Annotated in this window: 15 protein-coding genes and 1 pseudogene; 9 read left to right on the plus strand and 7 right to left on the minus strand. The window is 75.0% G+C overall.

Annotated features, from left to right (window positions below; genetic code table 11):
* Positions 1-71: 71 nt before the first annotated feature.
* Positions 72-824, plus strand: a complete 753-nt coding sequence (dapB, locus tag G446_RS0105640; protein ID WP_026409421.1) for a 4-hydroxy-tetrahydrodipicolinate reductase — start codon at positions 72-74, stop codon at positions 822-824.
* Positions 825-1,661: 837 nt separating this feature from the next.
* Here dapB and G446_RS16185 read toward each other — a convergent pair.
* The 3 genes and pseudogenes from G446_RS16185 to G446_RS0105660 all read right to left on the minus strand — a co-directional run bounded on the left by G446_RS16185 (position 1,662) and on the right by G446_RS0105660 (position 4,294).
* Positions 1,662-2,777: a winged helix DNA-binding domain-containing protein gene (locus tag G446_RS16185; RefSeq protein ID WP_034469319.1), complete on the minus strand. Its 1,116-nt coding sequence runs from the start codon at positions 2,775-2,777 to the stop codon at positions 1,662-1,664.
* Between the two features lie 58 nt (positions 2,778-2,835).
* Positions 2,836-3,683, minus strand: a pseudogene (locus G446_RS21510) (transposase).
* Positions 3,662-4,294 (minus strand): GNAT family N-acetyltransferase, encoded by a 633-nt coding sequence (locus tag G446_RS0105660; RefSeq protein WP_026409425.1) that lies wholly within the window; start codon positions 4,292-4,294, stop codon positions 3,662-3,664. The pseudogene G446_RS21510 and the gene G446_RS0105660 overlap by 22 nt, the downstream one beginning before the upstream one ends.
* A gap of 171 nt (positions 4,295-4,465) precedes the next feature.
* Between G446_RS0105660 and dapA the strand changes: the two genes are divergently transcribed.
* Positions 4,466-5,362: a 4-hydroxy-tetrahydrodipicolinate synthase gene (dapA, locus tag G446_RS0105665; RefSeq protein ID WP_026409426.1), complete on the plus strand. Its 897-nt coding sequence runs from the start codon at positions 4,466-4,468 to the stop codon at positions 5,360-5,362.
* Positions 5,363-5,417: 55 nt separating this feature from the next.
* Here dapA and G446_RS0105670 read toward each other — a convergent pair whose 3' ends face one another.
* The 3 genes from G446_RS0105670 to G446_RS0105680 form a co-directional block, all read right to left on the minus strand.
* On the minus strand, positions 5,418-7,208 hold the full coding sequence (locus G446_RS0105670) for an AMP-binding protein (RefSeq protein ID WP_026409427.1): 1,791 nt from the start codon (positions 7,206-7,208) through the stop codon (positions 5,418-5,420).
* A complete protein-coding gene (locus G446_RS16190; protein WP_084779023.1) occupies positions 7,205-9,229 on the minus strand; it encodes an AMP-binding protein in 2,025 nt (674 codons plus the stop codon). Before G446_RS16190 ends, G446_RS0105670 begins: the two co-directional genes overlap by 4 nt.
* Before the next feature lie 151 nt (positions 9,230-9,380).
* Positions 9,381-11,900, minus strand: a complete 2,520-nt coding sequence (locus G446_RS0105680; RefSeq protein ID WP_026409428.1) for a HelD family protein — start codon at positions 11,898-11,900, stop codon at positions 9,381-9,383.
* 282 nt (positions 11,901-12,182) lie between these two features.
* On the opposite strand from G446_RS0105680, the gene G446_RS0105685 reads away from it, so the two are divergent.
* Entirely contained in the window at positions 12,183-13,121 is a 939-nt protein-coding gene (locus G446_RS0105685; protein WP_026409429.1) for a proteasome assembly chaperone family protein, read from the plus strand.
* A 107-nt stretch (positions 13,122-13,228) separates the two neighbouring features.
* Here the strand turns inward: G446_RS0105685 and G446_RS0105690 are convergent, their stop codons facing one another.
* Positions 13,229-13,978 carry a spermidine synthase gene (locus G446_RS0105690; RefSeq protein WP_026409430.1) on the minus strand — a complete coding sequence of 250 codons (750 nt, stop codon included), beginning with the start codon at positions 13,976-13,978 and terminating at the stop codon, positions 13,229-13,231.
* Between the two features lie 131 nt (positions 13,979-14,109).
* On the opposite strand from G446_RS0105690, the gene dinB reads away from it, so the two are divergent.
* The 6 genes from dinB to G446_RS16210 all read left to right on the plus strand — a co-directional run bounded on the left by dinB (position 14,110) and on the right by G446_RS16210 (position 20,642).
* Positions 14,110-15,387 (plus strand): DNA polymerase IV, encoded by a 1,278-nt coding sequence (gene dinB, locus G446_RS16195; protein ID WP_034469322.1) that lies wholly within the window; start codon positions 14,110-14,112, stop codon positions 15,385-15,387.
* A 150-nt stretch (positions 15,388-15,537) separates the two neighbouring features.
* Positions 15,538-15,930, plus strand: a complete 393-nt coding sequence (locus G446_RS0105700; protein ID WP_026409431.1) for a DUF3040 domain-containing protein — start codon at positions 15,538-15,540, stop codon at positions 15,928-15,930.
* Positions 15,931-16,466: 536 nt separating this feature from the next.
* On the plus strand, positions 16,467-16,898 hold the full coding sequence (gene mraZ, locus G446_RS0105705; RefSeq protein WP_026409432.1) for a division/cell wall cluster transcriptional repressor MraZ: 432 nt from the start codon (positions 16,467-16,469) through the stop codon (positions 16,896-16,898).
* 231 nt (positions 16,899-17,129) lie between these two features.
* Positions 17,130-18,284 carry a 16S rRNA (cytosine(1402)-N(4))-methyltransferase RsmH gene (rsmH, locus tag G446_RS16200; protein ID WP_051285688.1) on the plus strand — a complete coding sequence of 385 codons (1,155 nt, stop codon included), beginning with the start codon at positions 17,130-17,132 and terminating at the stop codon, positions 18,282-18,284.
* Positions 18,281-18,748, plus strand: coding sequence for a cell division protein FtsL (gene ftsL, locus G446_RS20885; RefSeq protein WP_245574599.1), 468 nt, complete (start codon positions 18,281-18,283; stop codon positions 18,746-18,748). Before rsmH ends, ftsL begins: the two co-directional genes overlap by 4 nt.
* Positions 18,749-18,755: 7 nt before the next feature.
* Entirely contained in the window at positions 18,756-20,642 is a 1,887-nt protein-coding gene (locus tag G446_RS16210) for a peptidoglycan D,D-transpeptidase FtsI family protein (RefSeq protein ID WP_051285689.1), read from the plus strand.
* Positions 20,643-20,676: the final 34 nt, after the last annotated feature.

The following is a 20,676-nucleotide window of genomic DNA, read 5'->3' on the forward strand; positions in this document are numbered from 1 at the left end:
CGGCGCACGAGGAGCTCCAGTACCGCTCGCGCTCCGCCCCACGGGGCGGGGGAGTCGTTAGGGTGGGGGCCATGACGATTCGCGTAGCTGTTGTAGGCGCCGCCGGGCGCATGGGATCGACCGTCTGCCAGGCGGTTCAGGACGCCGAGGGTCTGGAGCTCGTCGCCCGCCTCGACGTGGGGGACCGGATCGTGCCCGCCACCCTGGGGGGCGCGCAGGTCGCCGTCGACTTCACCGTTCCGGACGTGACCGAGGCCAATGTCCACGCCCTCATCGAGGCCGGCGTCGACGCCGTCGTGGGCACCACCGGCTGGACCGAGGAGTCCTACGCCCGCGTCGCCGAGCACCTGGCGCGCCCCGAGGCCGCCGGGCGCGCCGTCCTCATCGCCCCGAACTTCGCCCTGTCCGCCGTGCTCGCCATGGGATTCGCGGCCCGGGCGGCCCGCTACTTCGAGTCGGTGGAGGTCATCGAGCTCCACCACCCCGATAAGGTCGACGCCCCCTCGGGCACGGCGGCGGCCACGGCCAGGGCCGTCGCGGCGGCCCGCGCCGAGGCGGGGCTGGGCGTGAGCCCGGACGCCACGCGGACCGACCCGCTCGGCGCGCGGGGCGCGGTCGTCGACGGCGTCCACGTCCACGCCGTGCGGCTGCGCGGGCTCACCGCCCACGAGGAGGTCGTGCTGGGCAACTCCGGCGAGCAGCTCACCATCCGCACGGACTGCTTCGACCGCTCCAGCTTCATGCCCGGCGTCATCCTCGCCGTGCGCGAGGTGGGCGCCCGGCCGGGGCTGACGATCGGCCTGGACCGGCTGCTCGACCTGTGAGTTCGGGCGGCGCCGTCCCCGGCCGGGTGCGGTCGGGGACCGGTGACCGGTGGCCGGGCGAGGTCGGTGGTCGGGGCCGCGGCTCCCGGATCCCCGCCGGATTGCCCCGGAACATCCCATAAGACCCACGAGCCCCATGCGCCTCATCGGGGTCGGGGTCCGAGGGTGCTCGTTCAATCTACCGGAGGGTCGGTTGTCCAAATCTGTTGCAAAGACCCGGATCGGGCCGGAGCGCCGGAAGAGAATCGTTGATATTCCGGGCTTTTATTCTCGGCCGATCCCGGCCCGGGACGCCTTTGCAACAGATTTGGACACGTCCACGCCCCGGACCGTCCCAGGAGCCCCACCCGCACCACCCCGCGCCCGTCAGCAGCCTGCGGGCCGACTCGTCCCCGCGCACGGCTCACACCAGCAGGACGCGGGCGCCGTCGGCGGCCGGATCGAACCGGCTGCGGTAGTCGATCTCCCGCAGGCGGCCCGGGACCTCGCGCTCGGCGTCGGCGTCCGTGGCGGTAGCGGGTGGGCGTAGCGGCGCACCCCGCCTGATCGGCTCCGTCCTGCTCGAACAGCACGAGGAGTGGCAGTACGGCGAACGCCGATATCTTTCCCAGACCTCACTGCAGCGCCTGACCGACATGCTCCACACCGACAACAGCACTGGCGGCGCCGGCAGTCATCCCGCCCCGCCCGCCATCACCACCTGACCGGAAGAACACCACACCAAAAGACTTGACCGAACCCGACCGCGGCCCGTGTCGCCGAGGACCCCGGGCGGCAGAATGACCGGGGAAGCGCTTGTCCCAACTAGACGGAATGGTGCGGTGACACTGCAGGGGATCATCCCACCCGCAGTGTCACCTTCACCAAACCATGCACCGCTGCAAGCCGCGCGGCTGCATCCTCCAGCACCTTGGACGGCGGCGCCTGCTCACCTGGAAACGGGGTGACGATAAGATACCCGTCATCCATTTCCCAGACGCCGGTGATCCGCCCACCCTGGGTCAGGACGGGAGCGATCCAACCCGCAGCCTTGCTCACCCGCGAGCGATGCTTGTTCGCCAGCATGTGAGTGTCCTTAGTCCCAGGACCAAGGACGAACTGGTCGAACGCTCCTAGGAGGTGAGTAGCGCGGCTGGGCCGGGTGGCCGCGAGCTCGTCCTCATGCTCGGCGAGCAGATATCGTGTCTCATCCTTCACCCGCACCTCGACGATTTGCTCGCCAAGACTGGCGAACCAGCTCTTGAGCGTTGACTTCTTGTTGCTGTTGCGAGAAAGCCATGCGTCAAAGGTTTCAGGGGACGCTGGACCATAGGCGGAGAGGTATCGTTTAATGACCGCCGGTGCTGCCTCCGCAGGATCGGGTAGCCCATTCCAGTTCTTCAGAAAACTGGCAGGGTTAGTGAATGTGACCTTCGAAGAACGGCTCGGGCCATAGCACAAGACGCCCTGCCATGCGAGAGGCTTGAGCAGAGCACCCCACCCGGAGCGCAGTTGTTCTTCCATCCCCTTGAACCGTTTGTCCTGAACCAGTTCGCTCACCAGTTCATCGCGAGACAGTACTTGACCGTCGAGGAGGTCAGCGACAGACTCCGTCAGTTGATCGACCTCCTCTGGCGTGGCGCCGAAGTGCCGCGACCAGGTGGGCTTGGTCCACGTACGAGCGCCGGCTAGCAGCGATAGGTACTCCGCTACGTCTGCAGACCGCATCGCGTGCAGCGTTCCGCGCATCGCCCAAGTCTTGACAAGCGAGCGGTCGGAGTACGCACGCTTGACCCCTTCAGGTCGCGGGTTGCGTTGCCGTAAGACGATAGCGGTCTCAGCAGCGGAAGCCACCTGCGCCTGCGCACCGCAGAGCCGTCCGACGATCTCAACAGGACCTGCGTCCGTCAACGGTTCCAGGTACTGCCTGTGCAGCCTCCATGCGAGCACCTGTTCGGCGGAAACCTCGATCAACGTCGTCCCCTCTCGGCGTTACCGTCAGATTCTAAGCATCTTCGGGGATCTTCGCAATTCAGGCTATTCGCAGTCGAGGGTGTGGTCGGGGTCTGAATCCGCCGGTTTCGAGCAGTGATCTGGCGATGCAGTTGGTGACGTTTCTAAATCCGAGTGCTGAGCCGCGCAGGTGTTCGAGTCGGCCGTTGATCGCCTCGGTCGGTCCGTTGGATGCGCCGGACCGGTCGAAGCGGGCCGGCGCGTCGACGGCCCGATTCTTGAGCGTCCTGCCCGGGGCGATGATCTCGGCCGACGACTTGGGCGCTCCGCTGCTGATCGAGTTATCGGCTTGACCATCGATGCGCGTCCCCGGCGGCGATCGGCGTGCCGGTGGGCCGCGATCATCCGCTGGTGGATCGACCATGTCATCTCGACCTCGATGCGGGCGGGGCGGCGAACAGCGCCTCGAGCCGGTTCTGCTGCTTCTCGGTGAGGGGATCTGCACCGGTGCGCAGGGTCCGCCGCGCTCGGTGCGTCTCCGCGCGTGCTCGTCCACGCCGATCGCGGTGACGCCGTCGAGCCGGTCGGGGTGATCGATCAGCGCCCGCTTCCCCTCGGCCAGGACCGCGTCATTCGCCGTATGCCACGCGACCCCGGGGCCCTCGGCTCGGCCGCGCGACCGGCGTCTTGACGCCATGCGCGCCCGCAGCCGGTGCGCCGGTGACGGCGCGGGGCCGCCTCCGGCGCGGCCGGCCGCCACCCGAACGGCTCGTGCGCCGGCCTCCGGATCGCGCTGTCACGCGGCGCGTCCTCACGGCCGCACCGGCGACGCCGCCGGCCGACCCTGCACCCACATGCCGACCCGGTCGGGATTCTGGACCGCCCCGACGATGAAATCTTGAGGCTTACAGCGCTGCGCCCCAGCACTCCTCGGTGACGCCCCGGCCCACGGGCAGCTCGCGGCGCGAGGGCGTGCGCTCCAGTCCCGCGCCCGCCAGCAGCCCGCGGACCGACTCGTCCCCGCGAACGGCCCACACCAGCAGGACGCGGGCGCCGTCGGCGCGGGCGTGGTCGGCGGCCGCCGCGAGCAGGCGCGAGCCGTGCCCGGAGCGCTGACGGGTCGGATCGACGCCGAGGGCCGTGATCTCGACCGCCGATTCCGGCTCGGCGCCGGGATCCCCCTGCGCCAGCCCCTGGGTGGGGGCCAGGCCGAGGAGCCCGACCACCTCGCCGTCCTCGGTCGCCACCAGCACGCGGTGGCGGGGCGAGGGCGGGGCCAGCACCGCCCGCTCCCACCCGGCGGCGAGCACGGGCGCGGCGATCATGGCGACGACGCCGGCGGGCAGGGGCGCGCCGTCGTGGGCGGCGGCGTGGGCGACGCGCAGGGAGGCCAGCATCGACGCGGCGTGCACGCGCCCGATCGCCTCCAGGTCGTCTCCCGTCGCCTCGCGCACGAACCCGCCCGCCCCGGCGGGCGGATCGGCGGGCCGGCCGGCCTCGAAGGCGGCGGGGCGGGCGGGCGCATCGCGGTCTGCCATGGGCGCGAGCCTAACGGCCCGCAGGCCGACGACGTGCGGCGCGATGCGGGGGCGGCGGGCGCGTCTCGTCGGGGCGGGGCCGCCCCGCCGCGGCCCGCAACCGCCCCCGCGGCCCGCAATCGGCCCGCCGTACCCGCCCCGCCGGGCGCGCCGCGCCGGTAGGCTGACCCCATGAGCGCTCTCCCGACACGTCCCTTCGGCTCCGTCGGAGTCGCCATGGTCACCCCCTTCACCCCCGACGGCGCCATCGACGTCGAGGCCGCCCAGTCCCTGGCGGTCACCCTCGTCGACGACGGGGCGGACATGATCCTGCTGGCCGGCACCACCGGCGAGGCCCCCACCACCCACCTGCCGGAGAAGCAGACGCTCCTGCGGGAGGTCGGCGACGCCATCGGCGGGCGCGCCATGCTCGTGGCCGGCGCCGGCTCCAACGACACCGCCCACGCCGTGCGCATCGGGGTGGGCTCCCAGCAGGCCGGGGCGCAGGGCCTGCTCATCAACGCCCCCTACTACAACCGCCCCAGCGCCGAGGGCGTCTACCGCCACATCATGGCGGTCGTCGAGGCCACCGACCTGCCCGTCATGGTCTACGACATCCCCGGGCGCACCGGCGTGAGGATCACCGACGACACCCTCGCCCGCCTGGCCGAGCACGAGCGGGTCCTGGCGGTCAAGGACGCCACCGGCGACGTCGAGCAGGCCTTCCGGCGCATGGAGGCCACCGGCCTGGCGTACTACTCGGGCGATGACGGCCTCAACTTCGCCTTCCTGGCGCACGGGGCCAGCGGCGTCGTGTCCGTGGTCGCCCACGCCGACGCCCACTCCTGGCGGGAGATGATCACCGAGGTCGACGCCGGCGACCTGCCCGGCGCCCGGGCCGTGGCCCGGCGCATGCGACCCCTGGTGGCCGCCATGATGGGCGGCGGGCAGGGGGCCGTCATGGCCAAGGAGGCGCTGCTGCTCCAGGGGCGCATCCCCGGCGCCGACGTGCGCCTGCCGCTCGTGCGCGCCGAGGCCGACGAGGTGGCGGCCCTGCGCGGGGTCCTGGCCGAGCTCGGCCTGCTGTGAGACGGGCGGCGGCCCCGCCCCGCTGGTCCGGCGCGCCGCGAGCGCGGGGAGCGGCTCAGCGCCCCTCCAGCATCTCGCGCACCTGGCGGCGCATCACCTTGCCGATCACCGAGCGCGGCATCTCGTCGATGATCTCCAGGCGCCGCGGCAGGGCGTAGTGCGGCAGGGTCCGCTCGGCGTGGGCGCGCACCGACTCCAGGGTGATGGCCCCGGGCGCCGCCCCCTGCGCCGGCACGACGGCGGCCACGACCGTCTCCCCGCGGGCGCCGGCGTCCATGCCGACGACGGCGACGTCGGCCACCCCGTCCATGTCCCGGATGGCCGCCTCCACCTGGGAGGGGTAGACGTTGAAGCCGCCGGTGAGGATGAGCTCGCGCCTGCGGTCGGCCATCCACAGGAAGGACTCCTCGCGGCGCACCATGTCCCCGGTGCGCAGCCACCCGCCCGGCAGCATCGCGGCCGCCGTCGCCTCGGGGTCGCCCCAGTACCCGGCGAAGACCTGCGGCCCGCGCACGAGCAGCTCGCCGGGCTCGCCGTCGGGTACCTCGACGTCCACGTCCACCGGCGCGCCCGCGCCCAGGGCGGCCTCCAGCGCCTCAGGATCGACGACGCGCACGTCCGTGGACGGGAAGGGCAGCCCCAGCGCCCCCAGGCGGCGCGTGGGCCCCATGGGGGTGCCGGCCACGATCGGGCTCGTCTCGGTCATCCCGTAGCCCTCGACGAAGAAGCCGCCCGTGACCCGCTCCCACTCGGCCCCCACCGCCGGGGGCATGGGCGCCGCCCCGCACACCCCGAAGCGCAGGGAGCGCAGGTCCGTCCCCGCCTCCTGGGCCGCCCGCAGGATCCGCTCGAACATGACCGGCACGCCCACGAAGAAGGTCAGCGGCCGGCGCGCCTGGGCGCGCAGGACCTCGGCGACGTCGAACTTGGGCATCATCACCTGGGTGGCGGCCTTCTGCACCGCGCAGAACAGGTTGAAGGTCAGTCCGAAGGCGTGGAAGAAGGGCAGCAGGGACAGGAAGTTCTCCCCGCCCTCGTGCAGCATGGGCACCCAGGCGATGGCCTGGTTGGCGTTGGCGCGCAGATTGGTGTGGGTGAGCATGGCGGCCTTGGGCGCCCCGGTGGTCCCCCCGGTGTGCAGCAGCACCGCCACGTCCCGCCCGCCCGGGCGGGGCCAGGAGGCCGGGATGGGCTCGGCGCGCGCCGCCTCCCGGTCCCACGAGCGCACGCCGGCGGGCAGGCGCGGGGCCCGCATGGAGTCCCGGGCCTCCCGGGCCCTCGCCACGGGCAGGCGCAGGGCGGCGCGCAGGCGCGCGGGCAGGGCGGCCGACAGGTCCACCGAGAAGACCGTGCGCCCGCCCAGCGGGTCGACCGAGTCCGCCTCGGGGCCCGCGGCGCCCGCCTCGCGCGAGCGCGGGTCGACGATCAGGTCCACGCCCTTCTCCCAGGCGACGACGACGCGGCCCCCGTGGCGCTCGAGCTGGGCGCGCAGCTCCTCGGCGGGCGCCAGGGGGTTGTGCTCGGCCACGATCGCCCCCAGGCGCAGCGCGCCGTAGACGGCGACCACGTGCTGCGGGCAGTTGGGCATGATGAGGGCGACCCGGTCCCCGCGCCTGACCCCGGCGTCGTGCAGCAGCCTGGCCGCCCGCTCGGAGGCCTCCAGCAGTTCGCGGTAGGTGGTGGTCGCCCCCAGGAAGTCGATGGCGACGCGGTCGGGGTAGAAGTGCGCGGCCGTCTCCAGCAGTTCGCCCAGCCCGGCGTCGGGCGCCTCGATGACGGCGGGGATGCCCGCCTGGTAGCGGGGGCGGTGGAACAGGGCGCAGTCCTCCACGTCCGGGGCGCTCATGAGCGGTCCTCCGACTCCTCCGGTTCCTCCGGCTCCGCAGACTTCGCGGGATCGGTCGGCTTCTCCGATTCGACTGACTCATCCGGATCCGCCGGGCCGTCCGGATCCGCCGGTCCGGGGCGCCCGGTCGACGGCGTCGGCCCCGCCGGTCCGTCCGATTCCGCCCCTGCGGCGCCCGGGTCGGCGCCGGCCCGGCCGCCCCGGCGGCCCGAGGCCTCGCCGAGCCGCTCGACGAGGGCCGTGGCCGCCGCCGTCGACGCCGCAGCGGCCGCGCCGGCGGCGTCCGAGGCGGCCGCGCGCGCGGCCAGGAGCTCCTCGCGCACCGCGCGGCGCAGCACCTTGCCGATCACCGAGCGCGGCATCTCGCTCAGAATGGCGATCTGACGCGGCAGGGCGTAGTGGGACAGGGTCTTCTCCGCCCAGGCGCGCACCTGCTCCAGGGTGACGGTCTGGCCCTCCTTGGGCAGGATGGCGGCGACGACGTTCTCATTGCCCGAGTCGCCGGGCAGGCCCACGACGGCCACGTCCTCGACCTGGGGCATGGAGCGCACGGCCGCCTCGACCTCGGTGGGGTAGACGTTGAAGCCGCCCGAGATGATGAGCTCCTTGCGGCGGTCGGCGATGACGTAGAAACCGTCGTCCTCCTGGCGCACCAGGTCCCCGGTGCGCAGCCAGCCGCCGGGCAGCAGGGTCGCCTCGGTCTCCTCCGGGTCGCCCCAGTAGCCGGGGAAGATCTGGGGGCCGCGGGCCAGCAGCTCGCCGACCCGCCCGGGCTCGACCTGCACGTCGGGGTTGTCGGGGTCGACCAGGCGCACGTCGGTGGACGGGTAGGGGACCCCCAGGGCGCCGGGCCGGCGCTCGGGGGAGATGGGGTTGCCCAGGATGATGGGGGAGGCCTCGGTCATGCCGTAGCCCTCGATGATGACGCCGCCGGTGGCCTCCTCCCAGGCCCGGGCCACGGCGAGGGGGGTGGCGGCGGCGCCGCACACGGCGATCTTGCAGCTCGACAGGTCGGCGCCGGTGGCCGCGGCCCGGGTGACGATCCGGTCGAACATGACGGGCACGCCCGGGAAGAAGGTGGCGGGCCGGCGCCTCCAGGCGGCCAGCACCATGTCGGCGCCGAACTTGGGCAGGATCACCTGGGTGGCGGCCAGGCCCACGGCGCACAGGAGCGACAGGCTCAGCCCGAAGGCGTGGAAGAAGGGCAGGACGGCGTAGAAGGTCTCCTCGCCGGCCTCGCACACCTGCGAGGCCCACGCCAGGCTCATCTGCGCGTTCGAGCGCAGGTTGGCGTGGGTCAGGCGCACGGCCTTGGGGGTGCCGGTGGTGCCGCCCGTGTAGAGCAGCACGGCGGTGTCGTCCACGCCGGGCAGGGGGTGGCCCGCGGGCAGCGGGGCGGAGGCGGCGACGGCGTCGTCCCACGAGCGCACGCCGGCGGGGACCCTGCCGCGCAGCTCGGAGCGCCGGGAGCGGGCCGCGGCCACGGGCAGGCGCAGCGCCAGGCGGGAGGTCCACGGCAGGCCGCGGGACAGGTCGACGGCCAGGACCCGGTGGTGCTCGCCCAGGCCGGCGGCGGCCAGGGAGCCGGTCGCCCGGGTGAGGCGGTCCAGCGACTTCTCCCAGGCGATCATGACGCGCCCGCCGTGGATCTCGATCTGCTCGCGGATCTGGGCGGCCGGGGCCAGCGGGTTGTGCTCGGCCACGATCGCCCCGATGCGCCAGGCGGCGTAGGCGATGACCACGTGCTGGGGGCAGTTGGGCAGGATGACGCCGACGACGTCGCCGCGCCCCACCCCCAGGCGCCGCAGGGTCTCGGCGGCCCGGGCGACCTGCTGCGACAGCCGGGCGTAGGTGGTGCTCGCCCCCAGGAAGTCGATGGCGACGCGGTCGGGGAAGCGGCGGGCGGCGTCGTCGAGCATGCGCGGGAGCGGCTCGGTGACGGGCGCAATGACCCCGGGCACGCCGGGCGCGTAGTGCGGGCGCTGGTAGCGCGCGGAGTTGTCGGTACTGGTCTCGGTCATCAAGGCTTCCTTCTCATCAAGGCTTCCTTCTCGGGCCGCGGGTCCTGCGGGCGCGGGCGGGCGGCGGTGCGCTCACGGTCCGGCGCAACCGTAACCTACGGTTCCGTAACCACGAAGCGCGCCGCGGCGCGGCGGGCGCCGCTCCGGCGCGTCACGCCCGCCGGCCGCGGCGCAGGGGCTCGGGCAGGGGCAGGCGCGAGACGACGACCAGGCGCCGGGTCGGGCGGGTCATGGCCACGTACAGGTCGCCCGGGCTGCGCCGGCCGATCGCCGCGGGATCCACGAGCACGACGGCGTCGAACTCCAGCCCCTTGCTCATGACCGGCCCCATGACCGCCAGGCGCGCGCGCAGCACGTCCCCGCCCGGGGCCCGCATGGCCGCGGCCAGGGCCGGGTCCGCGCCCAGGTGGCGCGCCGCGGCGGCGGCGTCGGGGGCGATGACGGCGATGCGCCCGCCGCCGGCGCCCACCGCCCGGTCCAGGGCCGCCGACTCCCGCGCCACGGTGCGGCGCAGCAGGGCCGCCCAGGCGTCCTCGTCGCACGCCTCGGGGGCCTCGGAGACGTCGACGCACTCCAGGCAGTCGGGCAGGTCGCGCACCGAGCGCACCGGGTAGACCGGGGGGCGGCCCAGGGCGGCGGCCACCTCGTCGGCGACCCGCATAATGGTCGACGGCGTGCGGTAGCACACCGTGAGGACCTCCTCGTTCAGCGGCGCCCCGCCGGCTCCGCGGCCGCGCGCCCCGCGCGATCCGCGGGCCCGACTCCCCGGCCCGCTCCCGCCGCGCCCGTCCCGGCTGGCCGCCCCGTCCGCCCCGGATGTCCCGGCCGTCCCGGATGTCCCGGCCGCCTCCGCCGGCCGCGCCCCCAGGGCGGCCAGCGCCTCGCCCCACGAGGCGGGCGCGCGGGGCCCGGAGTACTGCGCCAGGTCCCCGACCACCGTGAAGGAGCGCACCGGGCAGCGCCTGGCCAGCGCCCGCCACGCCATCGCCCCGAGCTCCTGCGCCTCGTCGACCACGACGTGCCCGTAGGTCCACGTCCGGTCCGCCCGGGCCCGCTCCGCCAGGGTCAGCGCCGGACCCGAGTCCTCCATGCGGTCGGCGAGCATCTCGGCGCTGACCATGCCCCCGCCCAGCTCCTGGGACTCGATCGCCTGGGCGGCGTAGGACACCAGCTCGGCCCGCCGCCGCGCCTCCAGCCGCGCCCGGCGGGCCTGCGCGTCCTCGCTGGGGCCCAGCAGCTCGGCCAGCTCGTCGATGAGCGGGACGTCGGCGGGGGTCGGCTCGCCCCCGGCCGGGCGGGCCAGCAGGGCCCGCTCGTCCCCGGTCAGCTCGGGGGCCAGCTCCGCCAGGAGGGCCGGGCGGGCCCACAGGCGCTCCAGCAGGCCCGCCGGCGTCGTCGGCATCCAGCACAGGTTGATCTCCCGGCGCGCGTCCCGGGCGGTGCGGATGTCCTCGCGGATCCAGGCGCGGGTGTCGGGGTCCGAGGCGTCCTGGCCCGTGGCCGCGGCGAACTGGTCCGTCAGGCGCTCCAGCAGCCATAGGACGAAGGTCTCGCGCGCCAGGTTGTGGGGCCGGCCCGACCGGCGCGCCCGGTTCACCGCCTCGCGCACGTCCGCGGGCCGCAGCTCCAGGGCGGTGCCCTCCACGACGATCGGGCGGGGCCCGTCCGGCACGCGCTGGAGGCCGCGCACCGCCCGGCGCAGCACCTCGGCCCACAGCGCCCGGCCCTTGATCTCGTGGACCCGAGGGTCCTCGACGCCGCGGGCGCGCACCCCGGGGACCAGATCCGCGATCGTGGTGGACACCACGCCCGTCTCGCCCAGGGAGGGCAGCACCTGCTCCACGTAGCGCAGGAAGGTCCGCGAGGGGCCCACCAGCAGCACGCCCGAGCGCTCCAGGCGGGTTCGCTCGGAGTAGAACAGGTAGGCGACCCGGTGCAGGGCCACGGCCGTCTTGCCCGTGCCGGGGCCGCCCTGGACGACGAGCACGCCCCTGGTGCCGGAGGTGACGACGCGGTCCTGCTCGGCCTGGATGGTGGCGACGATATCGCCCATGCGCCCGTGGCGGGCCGCGCTCATGGCGGCGATGAGGGCGCCCTCGCCCTGGAGTCCCTCGGCCGCCGCGCGGGCCCCGGCGGGCCCGCCCTCGCGCAGGGACCGCACGTCGACGACCTCGTCCTCGAGCCCGATGACGCGGCGGCGGCGGGTGTCGATGTGACGACGGCGCACCAGCCCCATCGGGTTCGAGGCGGTCGCCTGGTAGAAGGCCCGCGCCAGGGGGGCCCGCCAGTCCAGGACGACCTCCCGGCGGCGCGAGTCCTGCAGCCCGGCGCGCCCCACGTAGTGGCGCCCTCCGGCCCCGGCGGCGTCGGGGGCCAGGTCCATGCGCCCGAAGACGAGCCGGTCCTCGACCCCCTCCAGGGAGGCGACGAGCCCGGCGTAGTGGGCGGCGTAGGCGTCCCGCTCGCCGCGGGACTGGTGGGTGCCGCCGGTCGGGCTCGCCTGCGTGGCGGCCAGGGAGGCGCGCGCCGACTCCAGCCGGCGGTCGAGCTCGCGGTAGGCCCGGTCGACCACCTCCTGCTCGGCGGATATCTCTCGCTCCCGCGCCGAGGCGGCGCGGGAGCCCGTGGACGCGCCCTGCTCGGCGGCGGGGGGGTGCTTCGGATGGGTCACTGGGTCTCGCTAGTCTGGGAAGGGACTCGACGTCCGGCGCGCTGCGCGGGAGAAGTCCATTATTCTCCTCGCACAAGGCGCGCAGGGACGCCGACGGCGACGCGCAGGGACGCCGACGGCGAACAGCCCCGGCTCCCCGGCCGCCGTCGGCGCCCCGGCCCGCGCCGACGCGCCCCGGGCGGGAACACGACGGCCGCCCGCCGCGTTGCACCGGGCGCACCGGTCCCGTTGCGCGCCGGGCTCGCCGGGCGCGCAAGAAGGCGGAAGAAGAAGGAGGAAGAGATGCCGGCCCTGTACAGCGTCGAGCACCCGATCGGCGAACCCGTGGCGCCGCGCGTTCTCCTGTACCACTTCGACGGCGCCATGGACGCCGGGCACGCGGGCTCGCTGGCCGTCGAGCAGCTGCTCATGACCCTGCCCTCCGACCGCCTGGCGACCTTCGACACGGACGCGCTCATCGACTACCGCGCCCGCAGGCCCATGCTGACCTTCTCCTCGCACAGCTACCTGAGCGCGCAGATGCCCGAGCTGGTCCTGGACCTCCTCCAGGACGACGAGGGCGAGGACGTCCTGCTCCTGCACGGGGCCGAGCCCGACTACCGCTGGCAGGAGTTCATCGGCGCGGTCACCCACCTGGCGGTGTCGATGGGGGTGTCCCAGGCGGTGGCCATGGCCGGCATGCCCCTGGCGGTGCCGCACACCCGGCCCACCTACGTCCATCACCACGGCAGCCGCCCCGAGCTGCTGCCCGAGCAGCCGGACTTCTTCGGCCACATCGAGTTCCCCGGCTCCATGTCGGGACTGCTCGAGCTGAGGCTGGGGCAGGCGGGCCTGGACTCGCGGGGGCTGACGGCGGGCGTGCCCCACTACGTCGCGCGCGACGACTACCCGGCCGGGGCGGCCGCCCTCCTGGCCTCCGTGGCCGAGGTCACCGGGTTGGCGCTGCCCCTGGGCGACCTGGAGGCCGCCGCCGCCGTCAACCGGGCGGAGATCGACGCCCAGACCGCCGAGCAGCCCGAGGTCCGCGCCGTCGTCAACGCCCTGGAGGCCCAGTACGACGCCGTCACGCCCGTGCGCTCCGACGCCGAGGAGCTCTCCCGGCTCATGGACATGCCCACGGCCGACGAGATCGGGGCCCGCCTGGAGGCCTTCCTCGAGGCCAACGAGGCCGCCGGGGACGACGGCCCCGCCCTCGGCCTGGGCACCGGCGGCGAGGGCTGAGTCGACGGCGGAGTATCCGCCGCGCGCGCCGGCCCGCCGCCCCGCCCGCGCGGCTCGGGGGCCGGCGGATCACCGGCGCCGTCGGCGTTGCCCGGTCCCGCCCCGCCTCAGGCCCGCGGCAGCGCCGGATCGTCGACCGACCAGGCGCGCGCCGGCAGCGGCAGGCGCCGCACGGCGCGGTCGACCTCCTCGCGCTGCCGGGGCGTGAAGGGCTCGGCGCCCGCCACGACGACGAGGTTGCCCGGCCGCCTGCCCCTGGCCGAGGCCGCATCCGCGATGACGAGCGCGCCCCCGCCGAAGACCCGCCTGACCGCCGCCAGGTCGGCGCCCGCCTCGGCGCGGGGCAGGCAGGCCGCGTTGGCCAGGTACACCCCGCCCGGCGCCAGCGCGCGGCGGCAGGCCCCCGTGAAGGCCTCGTCGCAGCAGGAGGCCGGCACCCGCCCCCGCGCGAAGACGTCGCGGACCACCACGTCCCACCCGCCGGGGCGCAGGCCCGGCGCGGCCCGGGCGGCGTCGGCCACCCGGATCCGCAGACGCGGGGAGCGGGGCAGGTCGAACCACTGGCGGACCCTGAGGGCCAGCACCTCGTCGATCTCCACGGCGAGCTGGGTCGAACCCGGCCGCAGGGCGTCCCAGGCCCGGGCCAGGGCGCAGGCGGCGCCCCCCAGGTGCACCGCCCGCAGCGGCGCCGGGGCCGGCCGCAGGACGTCGACGACGGCATTCATCTGCTGCTGGTACTCGAAGTCCAGGTGCGCGGGGTCGCGCAGGTCGATCCACGACGACTCCGTCCCGTCCAGACGCAGCAGGATCCCCGTGTCCCGCACTTCGAGTTCGGCCGTGGCCAGGGAGGTGGGCACCGGCCCCGTGGGCAGGTCCGCTCGGCGCCGGCCGGCCGCCCCGCCGCGCCCTCCCGATCGTCCGCCGGCGCGTCTGCTGCTCACGGGGACAGGCTAGCCTGGGGGCGCGCAGCGGGAGAGGAGGAGCCGCCATGAGCCGAGCGCCCCGATCCGCCGCCGCCCGCCGCTCCTGGGGCGAGGACGACTCCGGCACCAATATCCTCCACGTCGACATGGACGCCTTCTTCGCCTCCGTCGAGCTGCTGGAGCGCCCCGAGCTGGCGGGCCGCCCCGTCATCGTGGGCGGCCGGGACGGGCGCGGGGTCGTCTCGGCCGCTACCTACGAGGCCCGCGTCTACGGGGTGAGCTCGGCCATGCCCATGGCCCGGGCCCTGCGGCTGTGCCCCCGCGCCGTCGTCCTGCCCGTGCGCCACGACGTCTACTCCCGGGTCTCCCGCCGGGTCATGGAGATCCTGGGCGAGGTCACGCCCGTGCTGGAGAGGGTCAGCGTCGACGAGGCCTTCCTCGACGTGACCGGCGCCCGGCGGCGCATGGGCCCGCCCGTGAGCATCGGCCGGTGGATCCGCCGCGAGCTGCGGGGCAGGCTCGGCCTGCCCGCCTCCGTGGGCATCGCCTCCACCAAGTTCGTCGCCAAACTCGCCTCCTCCCACGCCAAGCCGGACGGCCTCCTGCTCGTCCCGGCCGACTCCACCCGGGACTTCCTCGACGTCCTGCCCGTGGGGGCCCTGTGGGGGGTGGGGGACAAGAGCGCCCGCGCCCTGGCCCGCTGGGGGATCGACGACGTGCGCGCCCTGGCCGCCGCCGACGTGCACCTCCTAGTCAAGATCCTGGGAGAGGCGGGCGGGCGCCACCTGCACGACCTGGCCCGCGGCATCGACCCCAGGCCCGTGAGCCCGGGACGGGAGGAGAAGTCGGTCGGGACCGAGCAGACCTTTTTCGACACCGTCTCCGACCGCGACCACGCCCGCCGCGTCCTGCTCGACCAGGCCCACCAGTGCGCCGCCCGGCTGCGCGCCGCCGGGCTGCGGGCCCGGGTCGTCGTCCTCAAGGCGCGCGGGGCCGACTTCACCACGCTCACGCGCTCGCGGACCCTGGCCGACCCCACGGACCTGGCCCGCGACGTCTTCGCCGTCGTCGAACGGCTCTTCGCGGCCCTGCCCACGCCCCCCGGCGGGTTCCGGCTCCTGGGCGTGCGCGTGGAGGGCCTGGCCCGCGCCGACGAGGGCGTCCAGCTCCTCCTGGACGAGGATCCGCGCCGCGGGGCGCCCGAGCGCGCCGCCGACGCCGTCCGCCGGCGCTGGGGCCCGGGGGCCCTCGCCCCGGCCAGCCTGCTCGCGCCCCCGGGCGCCGGCCGGTCCCGGCGCGCCCCGGGTCCCGGTCGGGAGGGCGGGCGGGGCGCGACCGGGTGAGACGGTTTCCGTTCGACGGCGTCCAGCGATTATCCTGGCGGGGTTCGAACGTCGTTCCCGCGGTCAACGCCGACCCCCGGCACGCGCCGGAGTGTCCGGGTCACCGCGGGGCCACGGCGCGCGGCCCGGCACAGGAAAGCGAGGGGAGCCATGGCCCTGTCGGAGAGAGAGCAGCAGGTGCTGCGCGACCTCGAGAAGCAGCTCCACGCGGACGACCCCTCCCTGGCGGGCTCGATGCGGCCCGCCGGCGGCGAGCGCCGCCCCTCGCCACGCCATATAGGCGCCGGGGTGGCACTGCTCCTGGTGGGTCTGTCCGTGGTCATCGGGGGGGTGGCGGTGGGCCACGGCGGCATCGTCTCCATCCTCGTGGGACTGGGCGGGTTCGCCCTGGCCGTGTGGGGCGTGAGCCTCATGCTCACCACCGTGGAGCAGGACGGGGCGGACGGGCGCGCCGCACCGGGGTCGGGCCGGGGCTCATCGTGGGGGCGCTTCATGGATCGCAACGCCGAGCGCTGGGATCGCCGTCGGGACGGCCGCGACTGAGAGCCGGCCCGCGGCTGAGCCCGCCGCCGGCGCCCCTTCGCCGAGGCCGACGAAGTGCGCTTTTAAGCCGCGACAGGGCCGAACGCCCCGGGCCACCTTCGCCGGGACCGGCGGGAAAGTCACGCGGGACCGGCGGATGATGCGCATCCTGTGGATGACTCGGCGCGGTCGGCCGGCCCCGTCCCGCCGCCCTTCCGCGAGCGCGCAGGTTTCCAGTCGAACGCGCGCCTCCCGCCTGCGCGTTCGACTGGAAACCTGCGCGCTCGCGGGAATCAGGGTAATCGGGGTGTCCCGGAGTGGCTCGACGGGGAGGCGCCGCCGGTCGGCCCCCGGCGGCGGCCCCCTCATGTCCGACGGCGGTGGCCGGGCCGGGCGGCACGCGCGGGCGCACCACCGTCCTCACATCTCTTCAAACGTTGGTATTGGAGCGTTTCGAGATGAGACTGTGACGCACGCGGGCCGGTTGCGTGGGTGGAAGGGGAGGGATGTGGAGTAATGTGGAGGCCGCTGGATCGTTGAGGGAAGGAGTACTCCCGATGTTCCTGGGAACCCACGCTCCGCGCCTCGACGAGAAGGGCAGGCTCATCCTGCCTGCCAGGTTCCGCGAGGAGCTGGCAGGCGGTGTGATCCTCACCAGGGGGCAGGAGCGCTGCCTGTACGTCTTCACGACGGCCGAGTTCGAGCGCATGTACGCCCAGCTGCGCGAGGCCCCCCTCGCGCAGAGGCAGGCGCGCGACTACGTGCGCGTCATGCTCTCGGGCGCCGACCCGCAGATCCCGGACAGGCAGGGGCGCATCACACTCCCCGCGCCGCTGCGGGCCTACGCCGGACTGGACCGGGACCTGGCCGTCATCGGCGCCGGGACCCGGGTCGAGATCTGGGACGCGGGGGCCTGGCAGGCCTACCTGGCCGCCCAGGAGCAGGTCTTCGCCGAGACCGCCGAGGAGATCATCCCCGGCTTCTTCTAGGCCCGGGGCCGCGCCGCCCGGCGCGCCCGCGGGTGCACAACTGCATGAGGGACCGAGCCCCGAGCCCGGCACCGCGGGCCCGTCCCGCGAGGTCTCCGCCCGCCGCAGCGTCCGACGCCACTTCCCCGGCGCCGGAACCCGCGGGAGGAGTCCTGGCGGAGCGGACCCGGGCCCCGGCCCGCGGCGCGCCCCGCGAACCATTGGGAGGCACGCACCAGGAAGGAGGAGAACGTGGACCTGGCCGTCCTCGACGCCGGCGCCGCCGCGCCGCGCCCGGACGTCGCGCCGCGCCCGCAGCGCCCGGCTTGCGCCGCGCGCCCGGCCGCCGCCGCGGCGCACACCCCCGTTCTCCTGGAGCGCTGCCTCGACCTGCTCGCCGGCGCCCTGGAGGGCCCCGGCGCGCCGGCGCGCCCCGTCATGATCGACTGCACCCTGGGCGCGGGCGGCCACGCCGAGGGGGCCCTGCGCCGCTTCCCGGCCCTGAGCGTCGTGGGCATCGACCGCGACCCCGAGGCCATCGCCCTGGCGGGCGAGCGCCTGGCCCCCTTCGGGCGGCGCTTCCGCGCGGTGCGGACCACCTACGACCGGGTCGACGCCGTCGCCCGAGAGGCCTCCGTCCGCCCCGACGGGACCGTCGACGCCGTGCTCATGGACCTGGGGGTCTCCTCCCTCCAGCTCGACGACGCCGGGCGCGGCTTCTCCTACGCCCGTCCGGCGCCGCTGGACATGCGCATGGACCAGTCGGGCGGGACGACGGCGCAGCAGATCCTCGACACCGCCGACGAGCGCGAGCTGACCCGCATCCTGTGCGCCTACGGCGAGGAGCGCTTCGCCCCGCGCATCGCCGCGGCCATCGTGCGCCGCCGCCGGAACGGCGACCCGGTCGCCTCCACCGGGGACCTGGCCGGGCTCGTGCGCGAGTGCATCCCCGCGCCCGCCCGGCGCACCGGGGGCAACCCCGCCAAGCGGACCTTCCAGGCCCTGCGCGTGGCGGTCAACGCCGAGCTCGACGTCCTGGAGCGGGCCGTGCCGCGGGCGCTCAACGCCCTGCGCGTGGGCGGGCGCCTGGTCGTCGAGTCCTACCAGAGCCTGGAGGACCGCATTGTCAAGCGGGCCCTCGCCGCGGGCACCGCCGAGGCCGTCCCCGCGGGCCTGCCCGTCGTCCCCGCCGACGCCTCCCCCTACCTGCGCGCCGTCACCCGCGGCGCGGAGAAGGCCGATCCGGCCGAGATCGCCTCCAACCCCCGCAGCGCCTCCGTGCGCCTGCGCGCCGTCACCCGCACCCGACCCGCGAGCGAGGCCCCCTCGCCGCAGCCCCGACCCCGTCCCATCCCGACCCGCAAGCGCCCCACACACAACCGAGACCGTGGAAGGAGAAGCCGATGAGCACCGCAACCGCAGCCCGTTCAGGCCTCGACACCCTCCGTGAGGACTCGCGCAGCTGGTCCGTCGATGGATCCGCCGCGCGGGTGCGCCAGACCCGACCCCGCCCCGAGGAGGACGGGGGGGCCCGGCCCTCGCTGCACGTCGTGCGGGGGCAGGCCCCGGCGCGGGCCACCCTGCCGTTCCTGCTCCTGGTGGTCCTCATCCTCGCCGGAGCGCTGGTCGCCTCGATGGTGCTCAACGCCCGGATGGCGGAGACCGCCTTCAGGATGCAGGGCACCCAGGCCGAGCTCAACGTCGTCAACGACCACATCGACACGGTCCGCTCCCAGGTCGAGGACGCCGCCGCGCCCGACCACCTGGCCCGGCGCGCGGGCGAGCTCGGCATGGTCCCGGCGGGCGTCCCGGGCGTCATCGACCTGACCGACTCCAGCCTCTCCGGGGGCAGGGCCGCCGACGGAAAGTAGCCCATCGGTGAACCCCAGCCGTCGTCGGGCCCTCCAGCTGCTCGGCATGGTCGGCTTCGCGGTGGTTGCGGGCAAGACCGTCAAGATCCAGGTGGTCGACGGCCCCGCCCTCGCGCTCAAGGCGAAGGCCGAGCGCACCGTCACGTGGGTCAATCGGGCGCCGCGCGGCCCGATCCTCGGACGCGACGGGACGGTCCTGGCCTCCTCGGCCGTCTCCTACGACATCGGCGCCAACCAGCGCCTGATCTCCCAGTACGAGCGCATCGAGGAGCAGGAGGATCCCGCCACCGGCCGGACCACCGAGGTGGTCACCGGGCACGGGGCGGCCGCGGCCGCCGAGCTCATCGCCCCCGTCCTGGGTGTCGACGCCCAGGAGCTGGGGGCGAAGATGGTGGGCGACTCGACCTACGTCGTCATCGCCCAGGCCGTCACCCCCGACACCTGGCGCAGGGTCAACGCCCTGGCCATCCACGGGATCGAGCCGGACCAGCGCACCCGGCGCTCCTACCCCGCCGGGACCGTGGCGGGCAATGTCGTGGGCTACACCTATGAGAACGACGTCCGCGAGCTCGTGGGCAACGCCGGCATCGAGATGAGCCAGAACGAGGTCCTCACCGGCACCAACGGCGAGGGCTCGGTCGAGATCGGCAAGACCGGCGCGATCATCCCCACCGGGGAGCACGAAGAGGTCCCCGCCAGGCCCGGGGCGACGGTGCGCCTGACCCTCGACCCGAACCTGCAGACCATCGCCCAGGACGCCATCGATAAGGTCGTCGTCGCCCAGGGCGCCGACTGGGGGGCCGCCGTCGTCATGGAGCCCGCCACCGGCAAGGTCCTCGTCCTGGCCGACTCGCGCTCCGTCGACCCGGGCGACCCGGGCGCCTCCGCCGAGGCGGACCGCACCGCGCGGTCCGTGGAGGCGGTCTTCGAGCCCGGCAGCGTGGGGAAGGTCATCACCTTCGCGGCGGCCCTGGAGGAGGGGGTGCTGCGCCCCGAGGACCCCTTCACCGTGCCCTACACCTGGACCGCGCCCAACGGCGAGGTCTTCCGCGACTCCCACGAGCACCCCGTGGAGTCCCTGACCGCGGCCCAGGTCCTGGCCGAGTCCTCCAACGTCGGCACCGTCCAGATCGGGGACCTGATGCCCGACGACGTGCGCCACGGCTACATCGAGCGCTTCGGATTCGGCCGCGTCACCGGCATCGAGATGCCCGCCGAGTCCCCCGGCATCCTCACCCCGGCCTCCGACTGGGACGATCGCACCCGCTACACCACCATGTTCGGCCAGGGCATCGCCGGCACCACCCTCCAGGCCGTGCAGGTGCTGGCCGCCGTGGCGAACAAGGGCGTCCTGGTGCCCCCGCGCGTCATCGACGCCTGGATCGACGCCGACGGCGAGGAGCGGGCGCAGAAGACGCCGGCCGGCCGGCGGGTGATGAGCGAGGAGCACGCCGCGACCCTGACGGAGATGCTCATCGGCGTCACCCAGGAGGGGGGCACCGCCGAGGCCGCCTCGATCGACGGCTACCTGGTGGCCGGCAAGACCGGGACGACGGAGATCCTCACCGAGTCGGGGACCGTCGCCTCCTTCGTCGGCTTCACCCCGGCCCGCGACCCGGCCATCGCCGTCGCCGTCGTCGTCTACCGCCCCGGGGACACCTACGGGGGCACCGTGTCCGCCCCGGTGTTCCGCGCCATCGCCCTGGCCGCCATGCACTCGCTGGGGATCGCCCCCGATCCGGCCGTCATCGCCGCCCAGGCCGCCGACGAGGCCGACGCCCGGGCCGGGGTCGACGCGGACGGGTCGGACGGGGACGGCGCCGCGCCCGCGCCGGGCGGCGGCTCGCCCGCCCCGGGCGGCGACGGGGCCTCGCCCGTCCCGAACGGCGGCTGAGCCGGACGCGTCCGGTGTGTCCAGACCCATAGCG

The organism is Actinomyces dentalis DSM 19115, assembly GCF_000429225.1.
Taxonomy (GTDB): Bacteria; Actinomycetota; Actinomycetes; order Actinomycetales; family Actinomycetaceae; genus Actinomyces; species Actinomyces dentalis.